Source organism: Bradyrhizobium iriomotense, assembly GCF_018129405.1.
Lineage (GTDB): Bacteria > Pseudomonadota > Alphaproteobacteria > Rhizobiales > Xanthobacteraceae > Bradyrhizobium > Bradyrhizobium iriomotense_B.
Genome location: NZ_JAFCLP010000006.1, coordinates 210,282 through 235,513, shown reverse-complemented (window position 1 = coordinate 235,513; position 25,232 = coordinate 210,282). Strand labels below are relative to the sequence as shown.

The window sequence follows — 25,232 nt, the reverse complement described above, 5'->3', positions numbered from 1 at the left end:
GTTATATCTTAGTTGAGACCATAGGACTTATGGCGCAGCGCGACGCAACTCGCCGCACAAGAAGGGCATCATCGACCCGACCAAGGTGGTCCGCACCGCGATCCAGAACGCTGCCTCGGTGGCCGCGCTCCTGATCACCACGGAAGCCATGGTCGCCGAGCTGCCCAAGAAGGGCGGCGCCGGCCCGGCAATGCCCCCGGGCGGCGGCATGGGCGGCATGGACTTCTAAGGTCCGGCCATCTCAAGGACTACGAAACCCCGGCAGAGATGCCGGGGTTTTTGCTTTTTGACACACGGTGAAGCGGTATCCTCTTTCGTCGTTCCGGCGCGGCAAGCGCCGAGCCCGGAATGACAGAGACCATGCCTTCTGACTGCTCCTCTCCCGAGAGCTGTATGGCCAAGGGCGCGCGATCGATCGAATATTTCTGTCGTCGCAAGATGCAATCAAAACGAGGTTGGCGATCGAGCGTCCGCGGGATACCCTCCGCGCATGCCGACGAACAAGACATTCCGGCTTGTTCTCATCAAGCCGTCGCATTACGACAGTGATGGCTACGTGATCCGTTGGTGGCGGGGGGGCCTGCCTTCCAATTCCTTGGCATGCCTTCATGGCATCGCGCTCGATTGCCGCGAGCGTCAGGTTCTCGGCGCAGATTTCGACATCGACCTTGAAGCGATCGACGAGACCAACCGGAGAGTGCGGGTTGAAGAGCTGGCGCGCTCGATCAAGGCGGCCAATGCCGGTATGGTGATGCTGGTCGGCGTACAGTCCAACCAGTTTCCACGAGCGATTGATATCGCACGACAATTTCGAAGCCGGGGTATCCAGGTCGCGGTCGGCGGCTTCCATGTCTCGGGGACGCTGGCCATGTTGCCGGATTGCGACCCTGACGTTCGCAAGATCATGGATCTGGGCGTGTCGGTGTTTGCCGGAGAGGCTGAAGGACGTCTTGAGCACGTCCTGCAGGATGCCGTCGCCGGGCGGCTTCAGCCACAGTACAATTTCCTCGATGACCTTCCGCATCTCGAAGGTCAGTCGTTACCAATCATTCCCCAAGAGCAGATCAAGCGGGTAATGGGTCGCACCACGAGTTTCGACGCCGGCCGTGGCTGCCCCTTCCAGTGCTCGTTCTGCACGATCATCAACGTGCAAGGCCGCAAGTCTCGGCGCCGGACTGCCGACGACATCGAGGCCCTGATCCGCGCCAATGTCGCGCAGGGCATTCATGCCTTCTTCATCACCGATGACAATTTCGCCCGCAACAAGGACTGGGAGGTGTTGCTCGACCGCATCATCGCGCTTCGCGAGAGCGAAGGATGGCAGCTGAGCTTCACGATCCAGGTCGACACCCTCTGCCACAAGCTGCCGAACTTCGTCGAGAAATGCGCAAAGGCAGGCGTACGAAGGTGCTTCATCGGCCTGGAAAACATCAATCCGGACAGTCTGCTCGGCGCCAAGAAGCGCCAGAACAAGATCACGGATTACCGCGAGATGATGCTAGCCTGGAAGCAGGCCAAAATCGTCACCGTCGGCGGCTATATCCTCGGTTTCCCGAACGACACGCCGGCGTCGATCATCCGTGACATCAAGATCATCCAGGACGAGCTGCCGATCGACATGCTGGAGTTCTTCTTCCTGACGCCGCTGCCCGGATCGGAGGATCACAAGACGCTATACACCAAGGGCGTCACGATGGATCCGGACCTCAACAAGTACGATCTGGACCATGTCACGGTCGCGCACGCGACGATGTCGCAGGCCGAATGGGAACACGCCTACGCGACGGCCTGGGCCACCTACTACAGCTGGGCGCATGTCGAAACGATCATGCGGCGGGCCGCGGCAACCGGCAACAGCGTCAACAGGATCAAGACCTTCGTTCTCTATTTCAGAGGCTACCATCCTATCGAGCATGTCCATCCGCTCGAGGGTGGCGTGCTCCGCCTGAAGAGCCGGCATGAGCGCCGGCCACATCTGCCCACGGAGCCAGCGTGGCTGTTCTATCCGCGCCTCGTCGCGGAAACGGCGACCAAGGCAGCGCGCTGGGCGACGCTCGCAATCCATCTCGAGCGGCTTGCGCGCAAGGTCAAGCGCGACCCGTATCGGCTCGCATATACCGACAAGGCGCTGACGCCTTCGACCGATCAAACCGAGAGCCTCGAATTGTTCAAGACGAGGTCAAGCCAGGCCTTTCTCGATCAGCGGCGACACATCGAAGAAGCGCAGGGGCGGAAGATGCCCACCACGTGAGGCGCGCCTCACCACACCTTACCCAGCCGCTCAAAGCGCGGCTCCCCGTTCTCGTCGAGCGACCAGAAGATCCGCTTTACCTTGCCGATCAGATTGTCCATCGGAATGAAGCCCATCGCACTCATCATGCGGCTGTCGGTGGAGTTGTCGCGGTTGTCGCCGAGCACGAAGAAGTGGCCCGGCGGCACCGTGAAGACGCTGGTGTTGTCGAGGAAACCATTGTCGACGCAGTCGTAGGTCACATAGCTCGCGCCGTTCGGCATCGTCTCGCGCCAGCGCTTGGCCTTGGCCTCGTCATCGCCTCCGCAAGCCGCGCCGGCGAACACCTCCTTCAGCGCCACGCGCGTCACCGGCTTGTCATTGAGGATGAGCTGCCCTGCGCGCATCTGGACGCGATCGCCGGGCAGACCGACCACGCGCTTGACGTAATCGACCGAGGTGTCCTTCGCCGTGCGAAACACGACGATGTCGCCGTATTCGGGGTCGGCGGCAAGGATGCGACTCGACGGTGCGAAGGGGAAAGAATAGCGGCCATAGCCGTAGGCGTATTTGGCGGCGAGGACATAGTCGCCAACGACCAGCGTCGGCGTCATCGAGCCGGACGGGATGTTGAACGGCTTGTACAGGAAGAAGCGAACCAGGAACGGCGGCGACCACAGCACCGGGATCAGCAGGATCAGGACGACGATCGCCTTCCAGTCGCTGGATCGCACCGAGGGGCGGATCGTTTGCTCAAGAGTGGTCATTCGCCTGCCTGATCAAGATCGTCATCGTGAGATTACGCAACCCTTGCGCGCGCGCAATCCCCTCTCAGGATTTTGGTCGCACGGGCGCGCTCACGCGTTCACCGCAAACAAGGACAACGGATATGTGAAGGGCCGCCCGTGAGCGGCCCTTCCGTGTCATGCACTCTCGGGCGCCTTCAGGCGCACGAGCCGGGTCAGGAGGGCATCGAGGCCCTGGCCGTCGCCGGCGTGGAGGTCGATGCGGCCGACCTTCTCGACCAGCCGCTCCAGCGACTCCAGCTCCTTGAGCCGCAGCAGCAGGGGGTTCTCCTCCATCAGGCGGGCGGTGTTCAGGAGCGACCGCGTCGCCGCGGTCTCTTCCTGCCGGCGGATCAGGTTCGCCTTCGCGACCCGCTCCGCCTCCACCACCTTGTTCACCAGCTCCCGGATCTCGCCGGGCAGGATCACGTCCTTGACGCCGAGCTCGGTCACCTCGACACCGGACTCTGCGACGCGTGCGCGCACATAGTCGCGCAGCTCCGCATCCAGCGCCGCCTTCGCAGACAGCACCTCGTCCAGCGTCCGGCCCGCGACCGCCTCGCGGATCGCGAACTGCACCAGGCGGTACAGCCACGCATCCACGTCGGGCACGGTCGCAACCGTCCGCTCGGGATCGACGATCCGGCGGAACGCCGTCAGCGTCACCCGCAGCGCGATGCGATCCTTGGTCAGCATCTCCTGCGCGGTGATCTCGACCGCCTGGGGCCGCAGGTCGAGGCGCTTCACCTCGATCTTGCGGCCGACGGTCCAGAAGGCGTGCCGGCCGGGCGCGAGCCGCTCCACGAGCCGGCCCTCGACGTAAAGAAGACCCGCCTCGTGGTTCTCGACCACCGTCTCCGACGTCACGGCCGAGCGGTTGCGCTCGATCATGGCGAGGTGCCGCGCGTCGACCCGGACATCGCTGGACACATCGATGCGCTCGACATCGATGCGCGTTGCGACCTTCCAGTAGACGCGCACCTGCCAGGGCGTCATCAGATGCACAGGCCGGCCGTCGAGGCTGACGATGGCGATCTCGTCCGCCCTGGTCTCGACCGCCTCGAACAGCTCGGCGGCAAGATCGGGCCGCGCGGCCTTCAGCACGGCGTAGCGCTCCGCAGAGAACTCGCTGCGGACCACGTCGAGCACCTCGGCCTTCAGCTCGTGCAGGGGATCGAACAGGCGATGCTTGCCAGGCGCGAGCACGCGCACGAGCTGCCCGTTGCGCGTCAGCAACGCACGTTCGCCATCCTTCACCGTCACGTTCAGCATCAGCAAGTGCCAGGTCATGGCACGCCTCCATCATTTGCGCCCGGCCGGATGCCGGACAACAGGTTTCGTTTGCAAAGGATTTGAGGACGCGGACGACGCTTCCCATGAAATCGGCGGACCGGGGCTTGAGCTTGCCTGACGACGGGCGCACGCGCGCGATCGCGCGAGAAGTGTCGCGCGGTCATGCGGAGCCACCCGGCATCAGCGCAAGCGGTATCGACCCGCGGCGCAAAGCCGGTCTCACAGTGTCTAGGTTCGGACGGAAAGCCTTGCGGCAAAACGGCCGGACTGCGACTGAAGCGCGCGTCCGGTCCCCTTCAGAGGAATCAGCTTTTCAGGCTGAAACGGAGCGCTGGAGCGGGATTCGAACCCGCGACCCGATGATTAACGTCACCTGCTCTACCCAACTGAGCTTTCCTTTGTGGGACAAGAGACCGGAATCGAACCGATGCCTTCGGGTGTTCAGCCCGACGCTCTCCATGAGCTACATCCCGCTTTTTCCTTCATTCGGCGGAACACGAAACCGGAGACCGGCCCGCGCCAGTCGGGATCTCAGAGAGCCCGAACCCATGGCCTAGCGAAGGACGGCGCTAATAGACCAGGCACGTTCGGGTTGCAAGAGGCAGGTTCAAGATTTTTCGTCGCAGCTTGCGCGCTGTGACGCAGTCGTCACACCGCGACGTGGCCTCAACTGCGCGACATCTCCTGGAAACACGCCCTCACCCAGTCGATGGTCACGCGCGCTGCGGCGTCGCGCTTGAGATGGTTCTGCACCAGCAGCCAGACGTCGCGGCGCTTCGGCAGCAGGGTGGCGCGCAGGCGGCGATCGCCGAGCAAGTCCGCGCAAACATACTCTGGCAACACGCCGGCTGCCTGATGCGCGCGGATCAGGTTACGGATGACGCGAACGTTGTCGGTGACGCAGCGCGCGCGGGCCTTCTTCGTGCGCAGGAATTGCATCTCGGGAATGGTCCCGAGCTCATCCGGATAGGCGCACAGCATCGGCTCGCCCTCGGTCGCAACCGGCTCGAAATAATAGAGCTTGATGTCACCGAGCTTTGAGATCGCGAAGTCGCCCTTGTCGGGTTTGCGCAGGCGGATGGCGAGATCGGCCTCCCAGCGCGAGAATTTGACGTTCTCGCTCGAGGTGAGGAATTGCAGCGTCAGGCCGGGATTGGCACGCAGGAAGTCGCTCGCGCGCGGCGAGAGCACCTCCTCGGCGGCCGTGTTGGTGGAGGCGATGCGCAGGCGTCCCACCGGACCTTCCAGGCTCTCACTGAGGCGATCGATCTCGGACGCATGCGCGGCCATCGCCTCGACATGCGCCAGCACCGCCTCGCAACTCCGCGTCGGCCTGCGGACGCCGTCGGCGGCCTCGAACAAACGCAAGCCGAGCGCACGCTCGATGCGCGACAGCCTGCGCCCGACCGTCGTCTCGTCGATGCGCAGCCGCGCGCTGGCGCCGGCATAGGTGCCCTCGTCCCTGACGGCAGCGATGATGCGCAGATCGTCCCAGTTCATTGCGCGAGGTTATACCGGCCGGCAGGAGCCTGCAATATCGCAGCCACCGGCTGCAATATCCCTGCATATCGGCAGGCCTTCCCGGAGCTATGTTTGCCCAGCCTTTTTGCCCGGAGATTTCCAAGACCATGACGACCGCAAAGACCCTGCTGCAGCTCGCCGGCGCCGATCTCAACCCGCCGCGTCTTGCCGACGCCGCGCTGGTGCTGATCGATATCCAGAACGAATATCTCGCAGGCCCTCTCGCTTTGCCCGACGCGAGACCTGCGATCGCGCGGGCGGCCGTACTCCTGGCACGGGCTCGCGAGAGCGGAGCTGCGATCATCCATATTGCCCATCGCGGCAAGGCCGGCAGCCTGTTCGATCGCGGCGCCGACCGAGGCGCCATCGTCGCCGAGCTAAGCCCCCGTGCCGGCGAACTGGTGATCGAGAAGGAGTTGCCGAATGCGTTTGCCGGCACTGATTTGCAGGCGCGCCTTGCCGCAACCGACAGGAAGAACATCGTGCTGGCCGGCTTCATGACGCATATGTGCGTCAGCTCCACCGCGCGAGCCGCGCTCGACCTCGGCTTTCGCACGACGATCGACGCCGACGCCTGCGCCACGCGCGACCTGCCCGACGGCCGCGGCGGCACGCTGGACGCTCGCATCATCCACGAGGTTGCGCTTGCCGAGCTATCCGACCGCTTCGCCATCATCGCGCGCGGCGATGCACTGAAATAACGGAGCAACGCGATGCTGCAACTCTATTTCTCGCCGATGGCCTGCTCGCTTGCGAGCCGCATCGCGCTGATGGAAGCAGGCCTCGATGCGCGCTATCATCTGGTGCATCTCAGGACCAAGATGGTCGCGGACGACGACAGCGACTTTCGCGACATTTCGCCGAAGGGTGCGGTGCCGGTCCTCGTGCTCGAGAACGGCGAGCGGCTGACCGAATGCGCGGCGGTGCTGCAATACATCGCCGACCTGAAACCGGAGGCCGGCCTTGCGCCGCGGTTCGGCGATCCCGATCGCTATCGTCTGCAGGAATGGCTGAGCTTCGTCGGCGCCGAGATCCACAAGGCGTTCCTGTTTCCGACCTTCTGGTACAGGGACGACGGCTCGCTCGCCAAGCCTCGTGCACGAATCCCGCAGACCTTATCGGTGCCGTCAGCGCATCTTGGGAATCGCGAATTCCTCGTCGGCAACAGCTTCACCGTCGCGGATGCCCATCTCACCTGGGCCTTGCTGCTGCTCCGTCCGGCAGGAATCGACATCGCGGAGTGGCCGTCGCTGGCGGCCTATCTCGAACGCATGCAGGCGCGGCCCGCCGTGAAAGAAGCGATCAGGACCGAGATGGCGCTGCGCAAGACCGTTGCGGCTTAGGGCGCGCCTTACTCCACCCGCGCCAGCACCGCGAGCTTGCGGATGCCCTTGTTGCGGTAGGCGTCGAGGAACGCGTAGTAATCCCTGAACGACACGCAGCCGTTGGAGTCGCCGTTCGGCCCGAGCATGAAGGTGTGCGCGAGCAGGCCGTCGCGGCCGTAGATCGCGCTCTCGCCGCCGATCGGGGTCAGGCGCAGCGCCGGCACGCCGTGGAACAGCGCTTCGCGCGGCTTCAGCGTGTAGATGTGCGGCGGCGTCACGCCGCGCATGCGGGTGCGCTGCGAGCGAGGATCGTCGAGATTGGAGCCGAGGCCGGAATGCGCCTCGAGCTTGGTGCCATCCGGCAGATACACCGTCTTGGCCGTGATATCGTAGACCGCCGTGTCGCGCTCATAGGGCGGCGCGCCGCCGAACATCGGGTTCTGCTCCTTCGGCGCGATGGCCGAGGTCACGCTGGCATCGGCCGAGGCGTAGGCGAGCAGTCCGCCGGACGGCTCACGCTTGCCCCAGAGCTTTTCCACCATCGACTGACGCGGTCCGGTGATCGACATCACCGCGGCCTTGGCGCGGTCGGCAAACGACTTCGGCTTTGCCTCGGGCGCCGGCACGATCTCGGCCGGGTCGGCCGAGGCCAGTTGCATCTGGCCCTCGGGCGCACGCTTGGCCTTGTCCGCAGTCTTGTCAGTGGTCTTGTCAGTGGTCTTGGCTGCCGGCTTCAGCGCTTCCGCGACCTTCGCGATCACGCTCTGCTTCGGGGCGTCTTTGGCCGCAGCAACCTGGGTCGCGGGCGCGGCGCTCGCCGCATTCGATGGCACGCCCTGCGTCGCAGCGGCGGCAAAGCGCTCGTTGAACATCTCGCGGGAGATTGGGGCTGCGACCTGGAGCCGGTCGGGCAGCAGCAGGGCAAAGGTCTCGTTGATGGCCTCGCTGGCCTCGCGCAGCGCCACCCTGGGCGCACGCTTGATCACGGGCTCGTCGTAGCCGATGCTGCCGACGCTCGGATAGACACTCGCGCCGAAGATGTTGCTGTGGATGGTCCAGCCGGCGCCCATCACGACGCAGCCGATCGCCGCGGCGCCAAGCCAATTGGTCGTGGTCATTTTCCGGGAAGGCTTCCGAAGAGAATTCTTTGAAAACTTCTTGGACTTCCGTGCCGCGTTACTCTGCGCAGCGATACTCGTACTCATTCGCCTTGCGTCCAGGACGGTGTCACTCAGTCCCCCTTCGAAGCGCCGCTGGTCACGATCCGGGAACAGCATCTCGCAGAGGGTCGGAGCGTCATTAAGGCGACTTTTAGTTAAATGCGGATTAAGTTCGGGCAGATGTAGGGCAGCTCGTTAACGCTGTCTCATTCTGAGAAAAAAGCCCGCAGAACTACGGACTTAGTCGCGTTTGTTAACCATAATTCTCGGCTGGATCGGGCGATCAGCGAACGTCTTACGGCCGCCTCTCTAGGCGCATCCAACCAAGTCATTTTCGTGGTCTTCAATACCCGGACGATAGCGGGGAAGGATTGCGCGAGGCTGGTGTGCGCCATCGCGATCGTCGTCACTCTCACCGCTTGCGGAGCGCGGGAGAAGGCTGGCGCTCACGGGCCACAGCACCCTGACTGAAAGTTGATCGCGCCGGACTGGAAAATGCCGCGGCAAGAAAATACCTGCGAGAAGCGGCACTATTCAGCAGCCTCTGCGTGTGATACGGTACCGTATCAGCATCGCCTTGAACTGTGCCGAGCACGCAAACGGAGGCTGGCATGAAAGGGATCGCACGCGCCGGATTCATTGCTCTGGCGTGGTCGTCGTTGTTGATGGGATACGCGGCCGCGCAGCCGGCCAATGCGGGTTGCACACCGTCGCCATCCGCAGCGGGAACGCAGACCTGGCGCTGCGACAACGGCATCACGATTGTTGCGGAGAACGGCGCCAGGATTGAACTTAAGGACGCCAACCGCGACGGACATATTGACTCCGTGGAGTTGAGCAGCAAGGCGCTGCTGGTCGATGTGCCCAAAAAGCCCGGCGGCAATCCTTTCAAGGTGCTGACGCCACGGGCGATCGCCGCGGTGCGCGGCACCAAATGGGCCGTCGATGTGACAGAGGCCAAGACCGCGGTCTTCGTGGCCGACGGCCGTGTCGGCGTGTCCCGCAGGAGCGGCGGACGCGGCGTCGTGCTCGGACCGGGCGAAGGCGTCGATGTCGAGGCAACCGGTCCATTGACCGTCAAGACATGGGGCCAGCCGCGCGTCGACGCGCTGATGGCGAGACTAGGTCAATAAGACTGGGCCAATAAGGCTCCGACAATTTAAGGCTCGCGCAACAAGGCCCGGGCCACAAAGAAGATTGCAGCACGTAATGACTAGACGCGTTCAGATCCTGGTGGCCCTCGTCCTCACCGCGCTGTGGGGCGCCGGTATCTATGCGGCTCACGCCAACGGTCATCTGCGCTTTCTCGATCGCCTCGAGGCGACGCTGACGGATTGGCGGACGCAGGTCCGCGGCGTGCAGGCGCCGCCCGATCTCGTCACCATCGTCGCGATCGACGACACCGTGGTGAAGCGCGGCGGCAGCTATCCGCTGCCGCGCGCCGATCTCGCCCGCGTCGTCGACACCATCGTGCAGTTCAAGCCGAAGGTCGTCGCCATTGACCTGCTGCTGGTCGATCGCAGCGCCGCGATCGGCGATGCCACGCTCGCCAGTACGCTCGCCACCGGCCCCATGGTGCTGGCTGCCGCCGCGATCTTCCCGTCCGCCAGCGAGACCGTGGCCCCAAGCAGCCAGGGTCCCCTTGCCGTCCTGCCGCAGGCCGAACGCTTCCTGCTGCCGCTGCCGGCGTTTGCCAACCATGCCGAGGTCGGCGTCGTCAATGTCGCCACGGGGCAATCGGGCTCGCCGCTCTCGGTGCCGATGCTGTTTCGGACCCACGACAAGGTCGAGCTCTCCTTCCCCTTGCGCGTCGCAACCCGCGCGCTCGACAAGCCACTGACGATCGCGCCGGACCGTCTCATGTTGGGCGACCGCGCGGTGCCGACCGACACCGACTTCGCGCTTCCGATCACTTATTACGGCCCGCGCCGCACCATCCGCACCGTCAGTGCGCAGAGCATCTTCGACGGCACGCTCAACCGCGCGGCGATCGAGAACCGGATCGTGGTGATCGGCGCCTCGGTCGCCGGCGGCGGCGACTTCTATCCGACGCCGTTCGATTCCCTCATGCCCGGCGTCGAAGTGATCTCCACTGCGATCACGCATCTCGTCGCCGGCGATGGCATCATGCGCGACCGCAAGGTTCATATCGCCGACGCGCTCACCGCGATCCTGCTGCCGGTGCTGCTGGTCGGCCTGCTCGCCTGGCGGCGCAGCGCGCTCGGGCTTGTCGCGGCCGCTGTGGTGATGATCGCCTGGGCCGGGCTCAATTTGTTCGCCTTCACGCACGGCGTCTGGCTGAACGCCGCGACCACGCTCGCAGCGACGGTCCCGCCGGTTGCGGTCTTTGCCGGCGTGCAGCTGTGGGCGGGAGGCCGCAAGGCCCAATATCTCACCGCCAAGAGCAGGTCGCTGGCGCAGTTCCAGGCGCCGGCGGTGCAGGAATGGCTGGCGCGCGATCCCGATTTCCTGACGAAGCCGGTCCGGCAGGACGCGGCTGTCGTCTTCATCGATCTCTCGGGCTTCACCGCGCTCAGCGAGCGGACCGATCCCGATGCATTGCGGGACATCCTGAATGCGTTTCACGCGCGGATCGACCAGGCGGCGACCGCCTGCGGCGGCATCGTCACCGGCTTCCTCGGCGACGGCGCCATGATCCTGTTCGGTCTGCCTGCGGCGATGCCTGATGATGCGGCTCGCGCGCTCAAATGCGCGATCGAGCTGCATCGCAGCGTCGATCGCTGGATCGCTTCGCTGCCGCCCGCAATCGGGGATCAGCTCGGCTTCAAGATCGGCGCGCATTGCGGCCCCATCGTCGCCTCGCGCCTCGGCGGCAGCCACCAGCACATCACGGCGACCGGCGACACCGTCAATGTCGCGAACCGGCTGATGGAGGTGGCGGCCCAGAACGGCGCGTGCCTCGCGCTGAGCGATACGCTGCTGGATGCGTCCGACTATCTCGGCGATCCCGACAGCACGTTGAGAGGCCCGCTGTGCACGCAGGTCCGCGGCCGCTCCGGCATGATCGCGGTGTGGTTCTGGCGCGACGAGAGCAGGCCGGATGAGGCGGCCACCGGGGCAGAGATGATCGACTGAACAGCCACCGCTGTGCGCCCAGCATTCCGCTGTCGTCCCGGCCTAGTGCGCAATTGCGCACGGGGGGCCGGGACCCATAACCACAGGAAGCGGTTTGGCGAAGTCTGGTCGTGAATGGGTCTTCACGCGGTACGGGTACCTGCGCTCATCGAGAGATCACGCGGTATGGGTCCCGGCTTTCGCCGGGACGACGATGAGGAGGAAGCGTGGCTTCCTCACAACCTGCTACCGCGCCTCCGGCGGCGGCGAGCGATCCAGCACGTCGCCCTTGGCGCCTTCCAGAAGATCGATGCCGTAGGTCTCGACCACGAGTGGCCCGCGCTTGCGCTGCAGTTGCGCGATTTGCGTCACCTGCGTGAAGAGGTCGTGGACGGCAGGATGGCCGCCTGCGCGCAGCTCGTCGACATAGAGCAGCTTGCCGGCGAGCTGCTTGGGATCTGGCTCGGGCATGTTGACCCAGCGGATGCGCTGGTTCTGCTGCACCACGCAGGTGCCGCGCGGCAGATAGAAGGCGAGCCAGCCCGTGGTGCCGTAGTCCGGCGCGAGCACGCAGGTCGCACCATTGCGCGCGCGCTCGGCTTCGATTGCCGCGGCGAGCTCGCGCCAGCCGACGCCGACGCTGCGCACGGTCGCGTCGCGGCGATAGCCCGACAGCCAGCCGGTGTTGGCCTGCACGACCAGTGCTGCGAACATCACGATGCCCACGGGCGCGGCCCAGCGCAGGCAGAAGTCCGCCAGGCGGCGCGCGCGCGGCTTCCACTGCACGAGGTTGGCGGCGGCCGCCGCAGCAACAACAAAGGGCGGATAGACCGGCGCGAACCAGTTGGCTTCGACGCGGGCATGCAGCGAATGCCAGACAAAATAAGCGACGATGGTCCAGAACATCGTCTCGATCAGCACGCGCGAGGCCAGCGCGCCGGCCCGGTGCCAGGTCAGCGCGTGCAGGCCCATCGCGCCGAGGATGAAGACCAGCGGGGTCGCGAACGCGACCTGGGTCGGGACCAGCTCGGCGATGAAGACGGGACGGAAGTCCTCGATCTTCGCGCGCCCGAGCTGCTTTGCGAACGAGACCCATTGGTGGTCCGCGTTCCAGAGGATCACCGGCGAGAACAGCGCCAGCGCAACGAGGCCGCCGAGATAGGGCCAGGGCGAGAGAAACCAGCGCCTGAGCTTCGGCACGGACGCGAGCCAGATCAGGATGGCGGCGCCAAAGAACATCGCGGTGTATTTCGACAACAGCGCCGCACCGACCGCCGCACCAACCGCAAGCCACCAGACGCCGCGGCCAGTCTCGAGCACCTTGGCGAGGAAGAACAGCACGAAGCTGGAGGCGACCAGCAGCGGCGCATCGGGCGTCACGATCAGCGTGCCGACCGAGGCCAGCAGCGTCACGTTGAGCAGGATGGCGCTGGTGGCCGCGACGCGCGCCCCGCCGAACAGGATCGCGGCGGAGCGATAGATCGCATAGCTCATCGGCAGCGCGAGCAGGATCGAGACCAGGCGGACGCCGAGCTCGGTGTCGCCGGCGATCATGGTGCCGGCACGGATGACGTAGGCGACCATCGGCGGGTGGTCGTAATAACCACCGGCCAGGTTCTTCGACCACATCCAGTAATAGGCTTCGTCGAAGGTGATCGGGGTGAAGGCGGCGGCGACGAGCCGCAGGGCCACCAGCGCGAGGATCGCCAGCGCGGTGTTGCGGACGATCCGCGCGTCAGCTCCGCCCATCGTGAGCTATTTCTTGCGCCAGACGAACAGTCCGGACATCGCGTAGTTCCACACCACGCCCATCAGTGCGCCGGCCATACCAGCCAGCCACCAGATCGGCTCCTGGTCGTAGACCGAGAAAGCGACGCCGACATTGGCGAGCAGGCCGACGCTGCACACGATGTAGAAGGCGATCAGGCCGCGGAGCAGCGCAAATCCCTTCAGCCGCTGATCGCGATAGGTGAGGAAGTTGTTGAGGATGAAATTGCTGGTCATGGCGACAATGGCGCCGGCAGCCTGCGCCTCCGCGAACGGCGCCTTGAACAGCTGGAGGGCGATGAACAGTGTGGCCAGATGCACCACGAGGCCAATGCCGCCGACCATTGCGAACAGGATGAAGCGCAGCGAGACGATGTCGTTGGTCAGCTTGGCCAGCACGAGGCCCAGGAAGTCGAGCGCGACCATGGAATCGAGCTTGCTCTCGCCGTGCTGGCGGGCGCCGAAGGTGTAGGGGATCTCGACGGCGCGCAGGCCGCCATGGGCGGTCGCGACGACGTCGAGCAGAATCTTGAAGCCGTGCACCGACAGTTTGGGCGCGAGCTGCTCGAAACGGTCGCGGCGGATCATGAAGAAGCCGCTCATGGGATCGGCGATCTCGACCCGCAGCATCTTCCTGGCGACCTCGGTCGCCAGCGCGCTGGCGCCGGCGCGCTGCTTGTTGAAGCCTTCGCTCTTGTAGCCCTCGATATAGCGGCTGCCGACCACGAGCTCGGCCTGGTCGCTGGCGAGCAGCAGCAACATCTTCGGCAGCTGCGTCTCGTCGTGCTGGAGGTCGGCGTCGATCACGGCCACATAGGGTGCGCTGGAGGCCAGGATGCCCTCGATGCAGGCCCCCGACAGGCCGCGGCGGCCGATGCGGCGGACGCAGCGTACGCGGCTGTCGCGTTGCGCCAGCGCGCGAACGACGTCCCAGGTGCCGTCAGGCGAATTGTCGTCGACGAACACGACTTCCCAGGCGACGTTGACGAGCGTCGCCTCCAGGCGCCGATACAGCACCGTGACATTGTCGCGCTCGTTGAAGGTCGGGACGATGACCGACAGTTCCGGCCCCTCTTGGGCCTGCAGCGGATGGTCGGAGCCCGGTCTGATCGCTTCATTCATGACGGCAGCGTATATCCGCCGCGTCCTGCGATGCCAAGCCGGGGTTTTGAGGGAGAACGGGCCAGTTGGGGCCCCAAAATGCCAACGACCCCGGAACGGCCGACCGCGCGTACATCCGGCGCAGGCCCAAGCTATTCCAAGGTCGTCCCAGCGCCGGAGTTTTTCGCTCAACGTCGCCGTTAGAAGCTAAATAGGAACGACAAGACTGCTTCGCAAGGGGTCAAAAGGGTCGATTTCGCACCCTATTGGTTGGGGACTTCCCGGATCACCGGTCCTCGCGGCGCGGGCGCGGCGGGGGCTGCGGGTGCCGCAGCAGGGGCAGACTCTGCCCTCGCCGGCTTGGGGGGCTTGCCGTACTGGCCGATCGGTCCGAAGACGACGGCGACCGCGAGCACGACCGCCGCGACGATCGCGCCCAGAATGCCACCCACCGACTCAGACGACATGACCCATCCCTGTTCCAGATGCGGCGAGTGATACCACGGATGAATATGGCGCCGGAAGGCCCCGGGGCGAATAGCGATTGAAGGAGGCTGGGGTCCTACTTCGCCGGCGGCCTGTGCTTGACGAAGGCCGTCACGATGTCCTTCTGCGCCGACTCGACCGCCCTGTTCGCGGTCGCGAGATGCGCGCCGGCATCGATGTTCGGATATTGCGTGGTGAGATAGTCGAGCAAGGCCACACGGTAATATTGCCGCTCGGACGGACAGGCGCTCGCGACCGAGCGGCCGAAATCCTGCTCCGACAGGCCCTGATTGCTCTCGCGCGAATATTCCCGCGCGAGGCAACGCCAATAATCGTCGCGGCCCTGCATGGCGAGCTTCTGCGCGTTCTTGTCGTCGTCATCGTCCGCCATAACAGCAGAAGTCATGGCAGCAGTTGTCATCATCATGAGCGCCGCTCCCACCATCAGCATCCGCATCTTGTTCTCCTTCTCGCAGATGATCTTCGGAAGCTTAGACGGGACGCGGCAACTGGCCAATCACAACTGGTTTGATTAGGATGCCGGCCTTCCCTCCACGTCGATGCGAGATCCTTCCGTGGCCAAAGCAAAAACCGCGTCCAAAAAATCCGGCAACATCTTCATCGGCGTCGGCGGCTGGACCTTCGAGCCCTGGCGCGGCGTGTTCTATCCGGAGAAGCTGACGCAGGCGAAGGAGCTGTCCTACGCGGCCTCGAAGCTGACCTCGATCGAGATCAACGGCACCTATTACGGCTCACAGAAGCCGGAGAGCTTCCGCAAATGGGCAAGCGAGGTGCCCGAGGGCTTCGTGTTCTCGGTGAAGGGACCGCGCTTCGCCACCAATCGCCGCGTGCTGGCCGAGGCCGGCGATTCCATCAAGCGGTTCTACGATTCCGGCGTGCTGGAACTCGGCGATCATCTCGGCCCGGTGCTGTGGCAGTTCGCGCCCACCAAGAAGTTCGACGGCGCCGATTTCGGCAAGTTCTTGGAGCTGCTGCCGCGCAAGCTCGACGGGCGCGCGCTGCGCCACGTGGTCGAGGTCCGCCACGACAGTTTCTGCACGCCGGATTTCGTCGCGCTGATCCGCGAATTCGAGACGCCGGTGGTGTTCGCCGAGCACGGCAAATATCCGGCGATCGCCGACGTCGCCGGCGATTTCGTCTATGCCAGGCTGCAGAAGGGAAATGACGAGATCAAGACCTGCTATCCGCCGAAGCAGCTCGATGCCTGGGCGGAGCGCTTCAAGGACTGGGCTTCGGGCGGTGAACCGGACGACCTGCCGAAGGTTGACAAGACGAAGCCGAAGAAGGAGCCGCGCGACGTGTTCGCCTATGTCATCCACGAAGGCAAGGTGCGCGCACCGCACGGCGCCATGGAACTGATTGCGCGGGTGAGCTGAGGATGGTTCATGGCAAAGGCGAAGAAACTCTTCACCATCGGCTATGAGCAGACACCGCCCAAGGCGGTGCTGGACGAGCTGGAAGAAGCCGGCGTCAAGCTGGTCGTCGACGTGCGCGCGGTGACGTCATCGCGCCGGCCGGGCTTTTCCAAGAAGCAGCTATCCGCCGGGCTCGACGAGCGCGGCATCGCCTATGTCCATCTCGCAGCGCTCGGCACGCCGAAGGAAGGCCGCCTCGCCGCCCGCAGCGGGCAATATGACGTGCTGGAGAAGATCTATTCAAAGCACCTGAAGACGTCGCAGGCGAAAGAAGAGATGGACGAGCTCTCGGCTCTGGTGAAGAAGGCCGGTCCAGTGTGCCTGCTCTGCTACGAGCGCGACCACACCCACTGCCACCGCCAGATGATCGCGGAGATCATCGAGGAGCGCGACGGGGTGACGGTGAAGAATCTGGCGGGGCGGCAGGTCTGATCGTCGTTCCGGGGCAACCCGCAGGGCTGAACCCGGAACCTCGAGATTCTCAGGTGCGCAATTGCGCACCATAGTTCGCGCTACGCGCGCCCCGGAATGCCAATCACGCCTCTCCCTCCAACCGAAACGTTCCCTCCATCATCTGCACGCTGCTGCCGCCGACATGGGCGGAGACGATCTTGCCGTCCTGCTTGTGCACGCGCGTCAGGAGGATGCTCGGCCGGCCCATGTCAAAGCCCTGGCCGACCGTGAGCTTCAACTCGCCGTCGCGCGTGGGATCGAGATCGGCGAACAGGGCGGCGGCTGCGACCGTGGCGCTGCCGGTGGCGGGATCCTCGGCGAGGCCGCCGGCGCCGCGCATGAACATCCGCGCCTGGATATCGCAAGGCGCCTCCGCTGCGGCCACGTCGCGCGTATAGAACCACACCGAGAAGGCACCGTCGCGCGGAAGCACCCTGCCGAAGGCGGCGGCATCGGGCCTCGCCCGCTTGAGCGCATCGCGCGATCGCACCTCCACGACCACGAACGGCGTTCCGACGCCGACGACTTGCGGCGCGTGGTGATCGGTCCTGATATCATCCGCCGTCAGAGAGATGCAGGCCGCGACATCCTCGGCGGAAAGCTGTGCAAGCCGCGACAGCGGCTGCGGCGCGGTGAGCTCGGTGCTGACCACCCTTCCCTGCTCTCTCCGAATGTCGACCGGCACGAGCCCCGCCTTCTCCTCGAACAACAGGCGCGGCTTCGGCTCCTTCGCGAGGCTCGCCAGCACGAAGGAGGTGCCGACATTGGGATGGCCCGCGAACGGCATCTCCCTCACCGGCGTGAAGATGCGCACTTCCGCATCATTGGCCTTGTCGCGCGGCGGCAGCACGAAGGTCGTCTCGGAATAGTTGAACTCGGTGGCGATCGCCTGCATCTGTGCGGTCGACAGGCCGCCGGCATCGAGCACCACGGCGAGCTGGTTGCCGCCGAAGGCGCGGTCGGTGAACACGTCGACGGTGATGTAGCGGCGCTGCATCTGCACTTCCCCATGCAAGTCGCGGCCACGACCGGCCGCATCGCGCAGCACTCTACAAGCCGAAAACATCGCTCGTCATGCCCCAAAATTCGGAGCAATCGGAGCAATGGCTTATGATGAAGGAGAACTGCGCGCAGCGATGTGTAATGCGCGCTACCCCAGCTGAAACACCGCCACCTTCTGCTCGTAGCCGCGCACCTCGACCTCGCCGAGCGGGACGGCATCGTCGCCGTCCGCGCCCAGTGCGTCGCGCACGGATGCGGAGATCAGGAGTTGCGAGCCGAACTCCTTGTTCAGCGCCTCCAGGCGCGAAGCAAAGTTCACGGTGTCGCCGATCACGGTGTATTCCTTGCGCCGGGGCGAGCCGATATTGCCGACGACGACCTCGCCGAAATGGATGCCGATGCCGATCCGCAGCGGCCAGCTCGTCTCCTCGTTGATATGGTCCATCGCGGTCAGCATCTCGCGGCCCGCAGCGACCGCCCGGTGCGCGGCGTCGGATGCCTCCAGCGGCGCGCCGAACAGCGCGAGGAAGCCGTCGCCCAAAAACTTGTTCACGATGCCGCCCTGGCGGTCGAGGATGTCGACCAGCACGGCGAAGGCGCCGTCGAGCCGGTCGACCACCTCCTGCGGGGTGCGCGTCTGCGCGCCGGCGGTGAAGCCGCGGAAATCGACGAACATCACCGCGACGCGGCGGACGTCGCCGCTTGCGCTCGTTCCCGCCGCCATCAATCGTTCCACCACTTGCGGCGAAACGTGCTGGCCGAACAAATTGGTCACGCGGTCGCGCGCGGTGGCGGCTGCGATGCTCGTGGCAAATTGCCGGCGGAGCTGCGCGCCGACGGCGCCCGCCAGCACGCCGCAGATCAGGATGACAGTGCTGCGCACGGCGTGGAAGTAGATAAGGGGCTCGCCTGTGTCGCTCGCCGAATTGTAATACAGCGCGACGGCCAGGAGTTGGGCCGCAGCCACGAATCCCGTGAAAGTCGACAGCCAGAAATCGAGCCGCAGCGTCGAAAGAATGACGAAGATGAAATAGACCAGTGGCAGCACGAAACCAAGCGCGGGCCCAGCGCCCATGCTGCGGATCTGCAGGATCAGGATGACCGTCGGCAGCGACGTTTCGATAAAGGCGCCGATATAGCGCCGGATCACCGGCAGGTCGCGATCGAGCTTGAGGTTTCGCCTGATCTGGCTGTGGACCCAGGCTTCGAAGAGGATGAAGCCCCCCAACAGGATGTATTCGCGGACGAGGCCCTCCGTCCCGCGCCAGACCCGGTTCACGAGAGCAGGGTCGATCAGGAAGGTCGAGGTGAGGAACAGGATCATGACGCAGCCGGTGATGATCAGTGTCCGCACCCGCAGCAGCTCGGTGCGCAACACCTCCCGCATCAGCTCGTGCTCGACGTCCTCCGACAGAACGGCGTGCTGCCGCGTCTTCCTGCTCGCAAAGCTGACCATCATTCCCCCTCGATTCAGGGGCCAGTTTGCCTCAATCCAGCGTGCGGCGGAAGCGCGTCACAGCGATGGTCATGGCGATCAGCATCAGGGCCGCCAGCGCCAGCGTATCGAAGCGCAGGTTCTGCATGGTCGCGCCCTTCAGCATGATGGCGCGGACGATGCGCAGGTAATGGGTCAGCGGCAAGGCCTCGCCGACATATTGCGCCCAGGCCGGCATGCCGGCGAACGGGAACATGAAGCCGGACAGCAGAATGCTCGGCAGGAAAAACATCATCGACATCTGCATGGCCTGGAGCTGGTTCTGCACCAGCGTCGAGATGGTGTAGCCGATCGACAGATTGGTGGTGATGAACAGCGTCGAGAGCAGCGCCAGCAGGAACAGATTGCCGAGCACGGGCACGCCGAACAGACCGACCCCGATGCCGATGATCAGGAAGGCCTGGACGAAGCCGACCAGCACGTAAGGGATGATTTTGCCGAACATCACCTCGACCGGCTTGATCGGCATCGACAACAGGCTCTCCATGGTGCCGCGCTCGACCTCGCGCGTGACCGAGAGCGCGGTGAAGATCAGCATGGTCATGGTGAGAATGGTGCCGACGAGGCCCGGCACGATGTTGAGGCTCGAAGCTGCCGCCGGGTTGTAACGGGCATGCGCGCGGATCTCGAACGGCATCTCCGGGGGATCGCCGATGTAGAGATCGTGCTTGAGCGCGGTCTGCACGACCATGCCGAGCGAACCGATCGCGGCGCTCGCCGCGACCGGATCGGTGGCGTCCGCCGCGACCAGCAGCGCCGGCTTGTCGCCGCGCCGCACTGCCCGCTCGAAGCCGCGCGGGATCTCGACGCCGAACAGCACCTTGCCGGATTTCAGCAGATTGTCGAAGTCATCGACGTCGTGCACCTCGTAGAGGAAACGGAAATAGGCGGTGTTCTCCAGCGCCTTCAGGATCGAGCGGGCGAGATCGGAATCCTCCTGCAGCAGCACCGCACTCGGCAGATTGTGCGGCGTGGTGTTGATGGCAAAGCCGAACAGCAGGAGCTGCATCACCGGCAGCATCACGATCATCGCGAACGAGACGCGGTCGCGCCTCAGCTGGATGAACTCCTTGACCAGCATCGCGTAGGAGCGCCGCAGGAAGCCGAAGCGCTCGCGGATTTCTTGTGGGGTGTCTGGGTGATCAATAGCGCTCATTGGAAGTTGTCCCTGGAGCGGCTCATCAGCTCGATGAAGACGTCCTCGAGCGATGGCGACGACTTCTGCCAATGCAGCTCGCTTTTCTCGCGCCACGGCGCGATGCTGGCTTCGAGCGCCGCGACGTCGCGGCCGGAGACGTGCAGCGAGGTACCGAACGGCGCCACCATGTCCACGCCCGGCTTGCCGGTGAGCGCGGCCGGGAGCCCGTTCAGATCCTCGCCCGTGACGGTGTAGGTCGTCAGCGCCGACTTCGCGATCACCTCCTCGACCGTGCCGTGCGCCAAGAGATGGCCGTAGGCGATGTAAGCGATCTCGTGACAGCGCTCGGCTTCGTCCATGTAGTGGGTCGAGACCAGCACGGTGAGGCCGTCGGCCGCGAGCGCATGGATCTCGTTCCAGAAATCGCGCCGCGCCTTGGGATCGACGCCTGCCGTCGGCTCGTCCAGCAACAGCAGCTTTGGACTAGGCAACGTGCAGGCCCCGAGTGCCAGCCGCTGCTTCCAGCCGCCGGAGAGCTCGCCGGCAAGCTGCTCCTCGCGCCCCGAGAGCCCGAGCCGCTTGATCATGTCGCGTGCAACGCCGCGGGCGTCAGTGAGGCCATAGAGCCGCGCGACGAATTCGAGATTCTCGCGCACCGACAGGTCCTGGTAAAGGCTGAAGCGCTGGGTCATGTAGCCGACCTGGCGCTTGATCTTCTCGGCATCACGCCGGATGTCGTAGCCGAGACAGGTGCCCTCGCCGCTGTCGGGCGTGAGCAGGCCGCAGAGGATGCGGATGGTGGTGGTCTTGCCCGAGCCGTTGGGCCCGAGGAAGCCGTAGATCGAGCCGCGCTTCACCTGCATCGACAGATCATGCACGACCTCGCGGCCGCCGAATGATTTCGACAGTCCCTTGACGTCGATTGCGATGCCGTTGCCGCCGTTCATCGCTTGTCCGCCACGGGTGTCTTGGGGTTGAGGTAGACGTCGATCGGCTGCCCGACACGAAGAGCGTCGGGACGCGAGGGTCGCGCCTGGATCAGATAGACCAGCTTGTTGCGCTCCTCGAGGCTGTAGATGACAGGCGGGGTGTATTCGGCCGAGGTCGCGATGAAGTAGATCTTCGCGGTGAGATCGGCCGCGCAATTGTCGCAGGCGATCCGCACCGTGTCGCCGATCGTAAGCTTCGGCAGCTCGGTCTCCGGCACGAAGAAGCGCAGCTTCATGTTGCCGGGCGGCATGATCGAGAGCACCGGCCGCTGCGCCGCCACCATCTCGCCCTCGCGGAAATAGATTTGCTGGATCGTGCCGGCGACGGGCGCAAAGCCCTTGCGCCGCGCCATCCGCGTCTCCGACGTCGCCACCCGCGCTTCCGCCACGCGCAGAGCGGACACGGCGGAATCGAGATTGGCCTGCGTGCCCGCCCCGGTCTTGCTGAGCGAGGCCGCGCGGTCGTAGGTCTGCTGTGCATTCGCCAGCGTCGCCTTGTTCTGGTTGAGATCGGCGAGCTGGAGGTCGTCGTCGACGGAATAGAGCTGATCGCCGACCTTGACCTCGTCGCCCTCGCGTATGTTGAGCTTCGTCACCCGGCCCGCTTCATCAGGGCTGACATAGATCATGTCGGCCTCGACCCAGCCCTGGAAACCCGGATCGCGCTTCTCGTTACAGGCAGCAAGGCCGGTTGCGAGCACGAGCGCCAAAGCAAATGCAGAAAATACCCGCGACGACGTCATGTCGTCCTCCGTTCGCCAAAAATCAAATCAAGATGAACGCGCAGCATGTCCTGCGCGTCGAGCGGCGCATGCCGTGCAAACAGGCTCTGCCAGATCACCGCGATCATCGCGGGCGCGACCAGGATCTGCGGATAGCGCGCGAGATCCTTTTCGCGGATCTCGCCGCGGGCAATGCCGAGCTCGATCAGCGCGCGCATGGCGGCGATCCCGCGCGAGACCACCTCGCGGTAGTAGAAGTCGGCGACCGAAGGAAAGCGCGGCCCCTCCGCCACGATCAGGCGGACGAGATCGCCGCGCCTGGTGCCGATCACCTCCTTCAGGAAGTTGCCGGCGAAACTCTCGATGAGATCGCGCACCGAACCCGCCGGCGGCGGCAGCGTCGTCAGCCGCGCCACCACAGGCACGATGACGATGCGCACCAGCTCTTCGAACATCGATTCCTTGTCCTTGAAGTGCAGGTAGATCGTGCCCTTGGCAACGCCCGCGCGCTTGGCGATGTCGTCGAGCCGCGTCGCGGCAAAGCCGCGCGCGATGAATTCCTCCATCGCCGCCTCCACGATCGCCGCACGCCGCTCCGCCGCGCGTGCAGCGCGGTTCGAGGCGGGTACCTCCTCACTGCCAGCAGGCGCAGGGCCCTTCGCGCTGGCGCGAGTTGCGGACGGCAAGGCGGCTTGGGTTGGCTTCTTGGTCATTCTACAAATATGACTGACTGGTCAGTCATTGTCAAGTCAGTGAGGCAGCCCTATTTCGGCGAATGAATTAGCCTTGACTAATGCATTAGCCGATGCTAATTGAATTGCATGATTGAAGCCGCCCCAAACCCCGTCACCGCCGTCATGCGCGCCCTCGCCGATCCGACGCGGCGCGCTGTGTTCGAGCGAGTGTTCGAGAGCAAGGAGATCAGCGTCGCCGCGCTGACGCGCGGCAGCGGCGTCACGCAAGGAGCCGTCTCGCAGCACCTGAAGTCGCTGAAACAGGCTGGCCTCGTCGCCGAGCGCGCCGAGGGCCGCAACGTCTACTACCGCGCCGCGCCGCAAGGACTCGAGCCGCTGGTGACCTGGATGGATCATTACGGCGTCTTCTGGCGCGAGCGCTTCCAGAACCTGCGTGACCTGTTGAAGGAGATCGATCCGTGAGTGCAGCCGCGTTGAAAGCCGAAACCAAAGACATCGTCATCGACGAGGTCTTCCCTCACACGGCCGAGACGATCTGGAAGGCGCTGACCAGCGCGCAGCTGATCGCCCGCTGGCTGATGCAGCCGACCGGCTTTGAAGCCGTCGAAGGCAAGGCCTTCACGTTCCAGACCAAACCGGGCGGCAACTGGGACGGCGTGATCCATTGCCGGGTCCTGGAAGTCGTGCCCAACCGCCGCCTCGTCTACGCCTGGAAGGGCGGCCATGCGCGCAACACCGGTTACGGCGCGCCGCTCGACACCGTCGTGACCTGGTCCCTCACGCCGGTCGAAGCCGGCACGCGGATCAGCCTGGTTCATGCGGGCTTCGTCCTGCCCAGGAACGAGTGGGCCTACACGGTGATGAGCGGCGGCTGGAAGAAGGTTGTCCGCCAGCTCGACGAGATCAGCGGCGAAGAGTGAGGAGATATCGCGATGGACAAGCCCTATACCGGCGGCTGCGCCTGCGGCGCGATCCGCTATTCGATTGTCGGTGAGCCGCTGTTCAGCAATCACTGCCAGTGCCGGGACTGCCAGCGGGAAAGCGGCAGCGGCCACGGCTCTTACGCCACGTTCGCGCGCGCCGGCGTCACACTGAGCGGCGAGGCGAAGCACTGGGACATGGTCGGCGACAGCGGCAACGTGAAGACGCGCGGCTTCTGTCCGCAGTGCGGCCTGCCGGTCTACATGACCTTCGCTGCCATGCCCGATGTTTTCACCATCCGCGCCGCGAGCCTCGACGAGCCCGCCCGCTACAAGCCGCAGGCGGTGACCTACGCCGCGCGCGGACATGGCTGGGATCCGCTCGATCCGGACTTGCCGAAATTCGAAGGGATGCCGCCGGGGTGAGGCGCTGGATTCTTGTGTTGACGCGTTTTCTTGACGCGAACCGGTATCCACTTCGCTCGAAAACGCTTTAGGCAAAATCCAGCACCATGCGGCCTTCGATCTTGCCGGCCTTCATGCTGTCGAAGACGTTGTTGATCTCAGTGAGCGGCACCTTGGTCACTTCGGCCTTGACCTTGCCGTCGGCAGCGAAGGCGATGGCTTCGTCGAGGTCGCGGCGGGTACCGACGATGGAGCCGCGCACCGTGATGCGCTTGAGCACGACGTCGAAGATCGGCGTCGGGAATTCGCCCGGCGGAAGGCCGACGAGACTGACGGTGCCTTTCCGCCGGACCATCTTCAGCGCCTGGGCGAATGCCGGAGTCGAGACCGCTGTCACCAGCACACCGTGCGCCCCGCCCCCGGTCGCGGCCAGCACCTTGTCGACCGCGTCAGCCGCAAGCGCGTTCACGGCGAGATCGGCGCCAGTCTCGCGTGCGAGCTTGAGCTTGTCTTCGGCGATATCGATAGCCGCGACCTTGAGTCCCATCGCCTTGGCGTATTGGACCGCGACGTGGCCGAGCCCGCCGACGCCCGAGATCACGACCCACTCGCCCGGCCTCGCCTCGGTCTCCTTCAAGCCCTTGTAAGTGGTGACGCCGGCGCACAGGATCGGCGCGACGCCCGCGAAATCGATCGTCGCCGGCAGCTTGGCCGCGAAGGCAGCCGATGCGATGACGTATTCGGCGAAGCCGCCGTTCACGCTGTAGCCAGTGTTGTGCTGGTGCTCGCACAGCGTCTCCCAGCCGGTCTCGCAATATTCGCACGACATGCAGGCGTCGTGCAGCCAGGCGACGCCGACAGCATCGCCCACCTTCAGATTCTTCACACCGGGTCCGAGCGCTGCGACGACGCCGGCGGCTTCATGGCCGGGGATGAAGGGCGGAACCGGCTTCACCGGCCAGTCGCCTGAGGCGGCGTGCAGATCGGTGTGGCAGACACCGCAGGCCTTGACCTTGACCAGGACCTCGCCGGGACCGGGCTGCGGCACCGGCACGTCCTCGATCACCAGCGGCTTGCCGAATTGTCTGACGACTGCGGCTTTCATGGTCGGCATGGGTCTGCTCCGTTTCAATTGCGGCAACAGACTAGCGGCGACGGGCCATGCGCCTTTGATTGGAGTCAAACCGCACAAAGTTTACGCAAGCGCTCGCGCCATCGTGACATCGCGATGACA

The 25,232-nt window shown here is 64.9% G+C and carries 26 protein-coding genes, 2 tRNA genes and 1 pseudogene; 12 read left to right on the top strand and 17 right to left on the bottom strand.

Annotated features, from left to right (window positions below; translation table 11 throughout):
* Positions 1-61: 61 nt before the first annotated feature.
* Together groEL and JQ592_RS16295 are read left to right on the top strand one after the other, a co-directional pair.
* Positions 62-229, top strand: a pseudogene (groEL, locus tag JQ592_RS16300) (chaperonin GroEL); the annotation flags it as partial.
* A gap of 261 nt (positions 230-490) precedes the next feature.
* The gene (locus JQ592_RS16295) at positions 491-2,251 is read left to right on the top strand and encodes a B12-binding domain-containing radical SAM protein (protein WP_211403839.1); all 1,761 of its coding nucleotides are present in this window, start codon (positions 491-493) and stop codon (positions 2,249-2,251) included.
* 8 nt (positions 2,252-2,259) lie between these two features.
* Here JQ592_RS16295 and lepB read toward each other — a convergent pair whose 3' ends face one another.
* The 5 genes from lepB to JQ592_RS16270 form a co-directional block, all read right to left on the bottom strand.
* The gene (gene lepB / locus JQ592_RS16290) at positions 2,260-2,997 is read right to left on the bottom strand and encodes a signal peptidase I (protein WP_211403838.1); all 738 of its coding nucleotides are present in this window, start codon (positions 2,995-2,997) and stop codon (positions 2,260-2,262) included.
* Between the two features lie 156 nt (positions 2,998-3,153).
* Positions 3,154-4,305 (bottom strand): slipin family protein, encoded by a 1,152-nt coding sequence (locus JQ592_RS16285; protein ID WP_211403837.1) that lies wholly within the window; start codon positions 4,303-4,305, stop codon positions 3,154-3,156.
* 335 nt (positions 4,306-4,640) lie between these two features.
* A tRNA-OTHER gene (locus JQ592_RS16280) sits at positions 4,641-4,705 on the bottom strand.
* A gap of 4 nt (positions 4,706-4,709) precedes the next feature.
* Positions 4,710-4,782, bottom strand: a tRNA-Phe gene (locus JQ592_RS16275).
* Positions 4,783-4,974: 192 nt separating this feature from the next.
* Positions 4,975-5,808 (bottom strand): LysR family transcriptional regulator, encoded by an 834-nt coding sequence (locus JQ592_RS16270; protein WP_211403836.1) that lies wholly within the window; start codon positions 5,806-5,808, stop codon positions 4,975-4,977.
* Positions 5,809-5,936: 128 nt separating this feature from the next.
* Between JQ592_RS16270 and JQ592_RS16265 the strand changes: the two genes are divergently transcribed.
* Positions 5,937-6,530, top strand: a complete 594-nt coding sequence (locus JQ592_RS16265; protein WP_211403835.1) for a cysteine hydrolase family protein — start codon at positions 5,937-5,939, stop codon at positions 6,528-6,530.
* A 12-nt stretch (positions 6,531-6,542) separates the two neighbouring features.
* Positions 6,543-7,172, top strand: coding sequence for a glutathione binding-like protein (locus tag JQ592_RS16260; protein WP_211403834.1), 630 nt, complete (start codon positions 6,543-6,545; stop codon positions 7,170-7,172).
* Between the two features lie 8 nt (positions 7,173-7,180).
* Here the strand turns inward: JQ592_RS16260 and JQ592_RS16255 are convergent, their stop codons facing one another.
* Positions 7,181-8,272: a DUF2778 domain-containing protein gene (locus JQ592_RS16255; RefSeq protein WP_211403833.1), complete on the bottom strand. Its 1,092-nt coding sequence runs from the start codon at positions 8,270-8,272 to the stop codon at positions 7,181-7,183.
* Between the two features lie 653 nt (positions 8,273-8,925).
* On the opposite strand from JQ592_RS16255, the gene JQ592_RS16250 reads away from it, so the two are divergent.
* Together JQ592_RS16250 and JQ592_RS16245 are read left to right on the top strand one after the other, a co-directional pair.
* Positions 8,926-9,447 (top strand): FecR domain-containing protein, encoded by a 522-nt coding sequence (locus JQ592_RS16250; RefSeq protein WP_211403832.1) that lies wholly within the window; start codon positions 8,926-8,928, stop codon positions 9,445-9,447.
* Between the two features lie 76 nt (positions 9,448-9,523).
* Positions 9,524-11,410, top strand: a complete 1,887-nt coding sequence (locus JQ592_RS16245; RefSeq protein ID WP_211403831.1) for a CHASE2 domain-containing protein — start codon at positions 9,524-9,526, stop codon at positions 11,408-11,410.
* A 225-nt stretch (positions 11,411-11,635) separates the two neighbouring features.
* On the opposite strand, the gene JQ592_RS16240 is transcribed toward JQ592_RS16245, so the two are convergent.
* From JQ592_RS16240 to JQ592_RS16230, 4 genes are all read right to left on the bottom strand, one after another.
* Positions 11,636-13,138: a glycosyltransferase family 39 protein gene (locus tag JQ592_RS16240; RefSeq protein WP_211403830.1), complete on the bottom strand. Its 1,503-nt coding sequence runs from the start codon at positions 13,136-13,138 to the stop codon at positions 11,636-11,638.
* Between the two features lie 6 nt (positions 13,139-13,144).
* A complete protein-coding gene (locus JQ592_RS16235) occupies positions 13,145-14,278 on the bottom strand; it encodes a glycosyltransferase family 2 protein (RefSeq protein ID WP_211403829.1) in 1,134 nt (377 codons plus the stop codon).
* 242 nt (positions 14,279-14,520) lie between these two features.
* Positions 14,521-14,724, bottom strand: coding sequence for a hypothetical protein (locus tag JQ592_RS38260; protein ID WP_246820433.1), 204 nt, complete (start codon positions 14,722-14,724; stop codon positions 14,521-14,523).
* Positions 14,725-14,819: 95 nt separating this feature from the next.
* A complete protein-coding gene (locus JQ592_RS16230; protein ID WP_211403828.1) occupies positions 14,820-15,200 on the bottom strand; it encodes a hypothetical protein in 381 nt (126 codons plus the stop codon).
* Between JQ592_RS16230 and JQ592_RS38580 the strand changes: the two genes are divergently transcribed.
* From JQ592_RS38580 to JQ592_RS16220, 3 genes are read left to right on the top strand one after another with little or no spacing between them, the layout of a single operon-like run.
* Positions 15,148-15,279 (top strand): hypothetical protein, encoded by a 132-nt coding sequence (locus JQ592_RS38580; protein WP_283816132.1) that lies wholly within the window; start codon positions 15,148-15,150, stop codon positions 15,277-15,279. The two genes, JQ592_RS16230 and JQ592_RS38580, sit on opposite strands and share 53 nt — an antisense overlap.
* A gap of 24 nt (positions 15,280-15,303) precedes the next feature.
* Complete coding sequence (locus tag JQ592_RS16225) at positions 15,304-16,140, top strand: DUF72 domain-containing protein (RefSeq protein ID WP_211403827.1); 837 nt, start codon at positions 15,304-15,306, stop codon at positions 16,138-16,140.
* Positions 16,141-16,149: 9 nt separating this feature from the next.
* Positions 16,150-16,611 (top strand): DUF488 domain-containing protein, encoded by a 462-nt coding sequence (locus JQ592_RS16220; protein WP_211403826.1) that lies wholly within the window; start codon positions 16,150-16,152, stop codon positions 16,609-16,611.
* A gap of 103 nt (positions 16,612-16,714) precedes the next feature.
* On the opposite strand, the gene JQ592_RS16215 is transcribed toward JQ592_RS16220, so the two are convergent.
* From JQ592_RS16215 to JQ592_RS16190, 6 genes are all read right to left on the bottom strand, one after another.
* The gene (locus JQ592_RS16215; protein WP_211403825.1) at positions 16,715-17,629 is read right to left on the bottom strand and encodes a PhzF family phenazine biosynthesis protein; all 915 of its coding nucleotides are present in this window, start codon (positions 17,627-17,629) and stop codon (positions 16,715-16,717) included.
* Between the two features lie 153 nt (positions 17,630-17,782).
* On the bottom strand, positions 17,783-19,090 hold the full coding sequence (locus JQ592_RS16210; protein WP_211403931.1) for an adenylate/guanylate cyclase domain-containing protein: 1,308 nt from the start codon (positions 19,088-19,090) through the stop codon (positions 17,783-17,785).
* A gap of 31 nt (positions 19,091-19,121) precedes the next feature.
* Positions 19,122-20,285, bottom strand: a complete 1,164-nt coding sequence (locus JQ592_RS16205) for an ABC transporter permease (RefSeq protein ID WP_211403824.1) — start codon at positions 20,283-20,285, stop codon at positions 19,122-19,124.
* The gene (locus JQ592_RS16200; RefSeq protein ID WP_211403823.1) at positions 20,282-21,214 is read right to left on the bottom strand and encodes an ABC transporter ATP-binding protein; all 933 of its coding nucleotides are present in this window, start codon (positions 21,212-21,214) and stop codon (positions 20,282-20,284) included. Before JQ592_RS16200 ends, JQ592_RS16205 begins: the two co-directional genes overlap by 4 nt.
* Positions 21,211-21,999 carry an HlyD family secretion protein gene (locus tag JQ592_RS16195; protein WP_211403822.1) on the bottom strand — a complete coding sequence of 263 codons (789 nt, stop codon included), beginning with the start codon at positions 21,997-21,999 and terminating at the stop codon, positions 21,211-21,213. The genes JQ592_RS16200 and JQ592_RS16195 overlap by 4 nt, the downstream gene beginning before the upstream one ends.
* Positions 21,996-22,691, bottom strand: coding sequence for a TetR/AcrR family transcriptional regulator (locus JQ592_RS16190; RefSeq protein WP_211403821.1), 696 nt, complete (start codon positions 22,689-22,691; stop codon positions 21,996-21,998). The genes JQ592_RS16195 and JQ592_RS16190 overlap by 4 nt, the downstream gene beginning before the upstream one ends.
* Positions 22,692-22,799: 108 nt before the next feature.
* Between JQ592_RS16190 and JQ592_RS16185 the strand changes: the two genes are divergently transcribed.
* From JQ592_RS16185 to JQ592_RS16175, 3 genes are read left to right on the top strand one after another with little or no spacing between them, the layout of a single operon-like run.
* A complete protein-coding gene (locus JQ592_RS16185; protein WP_211403820.1) occupies positions 22,800-23,135 on the top strand; it encodes an ArsR/SmtB family transcription factor in 336 nt (111 codons plus the stop codon).
* Positions 23,132-23,593, top strand: a complete 462-nt coding sequence (locus JQ592_RS16180) for an SRPBCC family protein (RefSeq protein ID WP_211403819.1) — start codon at positions 23,132-23,134, stop codon at positions 23,591-23,593. The genes JQ592_RS16185 and JQ592_RS16180 overlap by 4 nt, the downstream gene beginning before the upstream one ends.
* A gap of 12 nt (positions 23,594-23,605) precedes the next feature.
* A complete protein-coding gene (locus JQ592_RS16175; RefSeq protein WP_211403818.1) occupies positions 23,606-24,019 on the top strand; it encodes a GFA family protein in 414 nt (137 codons plus the stop codon).
* 67 nt (positions 24,020-24,086) lie between these two features.
* Here JQ592_RS16175 and adhP read toward each other — a convergent pair whose 3' ends face one another.
* Positions 24,087-25,112: an alcohol dehydrogenase AdhP gene (gene adhP / locus JQ592_RS16170; protein WP_211403817.1), complete on the bottom strand. Its 1,026-nt coding sequence runs from the start codon at positions 25,110-25,112 to the stop codon at positions 24,087-24,089.
* Positions 25,113-25,232: the final 120 nt, after the last annotated feature.

Excerpts from the sequence above, each read along its gene's own strand:
- JQ592_RS16270 (WP_211403836.1), bottom strand. The coding sequence starts at position 5,808 with ATGAACTGGGACGATCTGCGCATCATCGCTGCCGTCAGGGACGAGGGC.
- JQ592_RS16215 (WP_211403825.1), bottom strand. The coding sequence starts at position 17,629 with ATGCAGCGCCGCTACATCACCGTCGACGTGTTCACCGACCGCGCCTTC.
- JQ592_RS16220 (WP_211403826.1), top strand. The coding sequence starts at position 16,150 with ATGGCAAAGGCGAAGAAACTCTTCACCATCGGCTATGAGCAGACACCG.
- JQ592_RS16185 (WP_211403820.1), top strand. The coding sequence starts at position 22,800 with ATGATTGAAGCCGCCCCAAACCCCGTCACCGCCGTCATGCGCGCCCTC.
- JQ592_RS38580 (WP_283816132.1), top strand. The coding sequence starts at position 15,148 with ATGGCAGCAGTTGTCATCATCATGAGCGCCGCTCCCACCATCAGCATC.
- JQ592_RS16230 (WP_211403828.1), bottom strand. The coding sequence starts at position 15,200 with ATGCGGATGCTGATGGTGGGAGCGGCGCTCATGATGATGACAACTGCT.
- JQ592_RS16260 (WP_211403834.1), top strand. The coding sequence starts at position 6,543 with ATGCTGCAACTCTATTTCTCGCCGATGGCCTGCTCGCTTGCGAGCCGC.
- JQ592_RS38260 (WP_246820433.1), bottom strand. The coding sequence starts at position 14,724 with ATGTCGTCTGAGTCGGTGGGTGGCATTCTGGGCGCGATCGTCGCGGCG.
- JQ592_RS16250 (WP_211403832.1), top strand. The coding sequence starts at position 8,926 with ATGAAAGGGATCGCACGCGCCGGATTCATTGCTCTGGCGTGGTCGTCG.
- JQ592_RS16195 (WP_211403822.1), bottom strand. The coding sequence starts at position 21,999 with ATGACGTCGTCGCGGGTATTTTCTGCATTTGCTTTGGCGCTCGTGCTC.
- JQ592_RS16235 (WP_211403829.1), bottom strand. The coding sequence starts at position 14,278 with ATGAATGAAGCGATCAGACCGGGCTCCGACCATCCGCTGCAGGCCCAA.
- JQ592_RS16210 (WP_211403931.1), bottom strand. The coding sequence starts at position 19,090 with ATGGTCAGCTTTGCGAGCAGGAAGACGCGGCAGCACGCCGTTCTGTCG.
- JQ592_RS16225 (WP_211403827.1), top strand. The coding sequence starts at position 15,304 with ATGCGAGATCCTTCCGTGGCCAAAGCAAAAACCGCGTCCAAAAAATCC.
- JQ592_RS16205 (WP_211403824.1), bottom strand. The coding sequence starts at position 20,285 with ATGAGCGCTATTGATCACCCAGACACCCCACAAGAAATCCGCGAGCGC.
- JQ592_RS16255 (WP_211403833.1), bottom strand. The coding sequence starts at position 8,272 with ATGACCACGACCAATTGGCTTGGCGCCGCGGCGATCGGCTGCGTCGTG.
- JQ592_RS16265 (WP_211403835.1), top strand. The coding sequence starts at position 5,937 with ATGACGACCGCAAAGACCCTGCTGCAGCTCGCCGGCGCCGATCTCAAC.
- JQ592_RS16295 (WP_211403839.1), top strand. The coding sequence starts at position 491 with ATGCCGACGAACAAGACATTCCGGCTTGTTCTCATCAAGCCGTCGCAT.
- adhP (WP_211403817.1), bottom strand. The coding sequence starts at position 25,112 with ATGCCGACCATGAAAGCCGCAGTCGTCAGACAATTCGGCAAGCCGCTG.
- JQ592_RS16190 (WP_211403821.1), bottom strand. The coding sequence starts at position 22,691 with ATGACCAAGAAGCCAACCCAAGCCGCCTTGCCGTCCGCAACTCGCGCC.
- JQ592_RS16240 (WP_211403830.1), bottom strand. The coding sequence starts at position 13,138 with ATGGGCGGAGCTGACGCGCGGATCGTCCGCAACACCGCGCTGGCGATC.
- JQ592_RS16245 (WP_211403831.1), top strand. The coding sequence starts at position 9,524 with ATGACTAGACGCGTTCAGATCCTGGTGGCCCTCGTCCTCACCGCGCTG.
- JQ592_RS16200 (WP_211403823.1), bottom strand. The coding sequence starts at position 21,214 with ATGAACGGCGGCAACGGCATCGCAATCGACGTCAAGGGACTGTCGAAA.
- JQ592_RS16285 (WP_211403837.1), bottom strand. The coding sequence starts at position 4,305 with ATGACCTGGCACTTGCTGATGCTGAACGTGACGGTGAAGGATGGCGAA.
- JQ592_RS16175 (WP_211403818.1), top strand. The coding sequence starts at position 23,606 with ATGGACAAGCCCTATACCGGCGGCTGCGCCTGCGGCGCGATCCGCTAT.
- lepB (WP_211403838.1), bottom strand. The coding sequence starts at position 2,997 with ATGACCACTCTTGAGCAAACGATCCGCCCCTCGGTGCGATCCAGCGAC.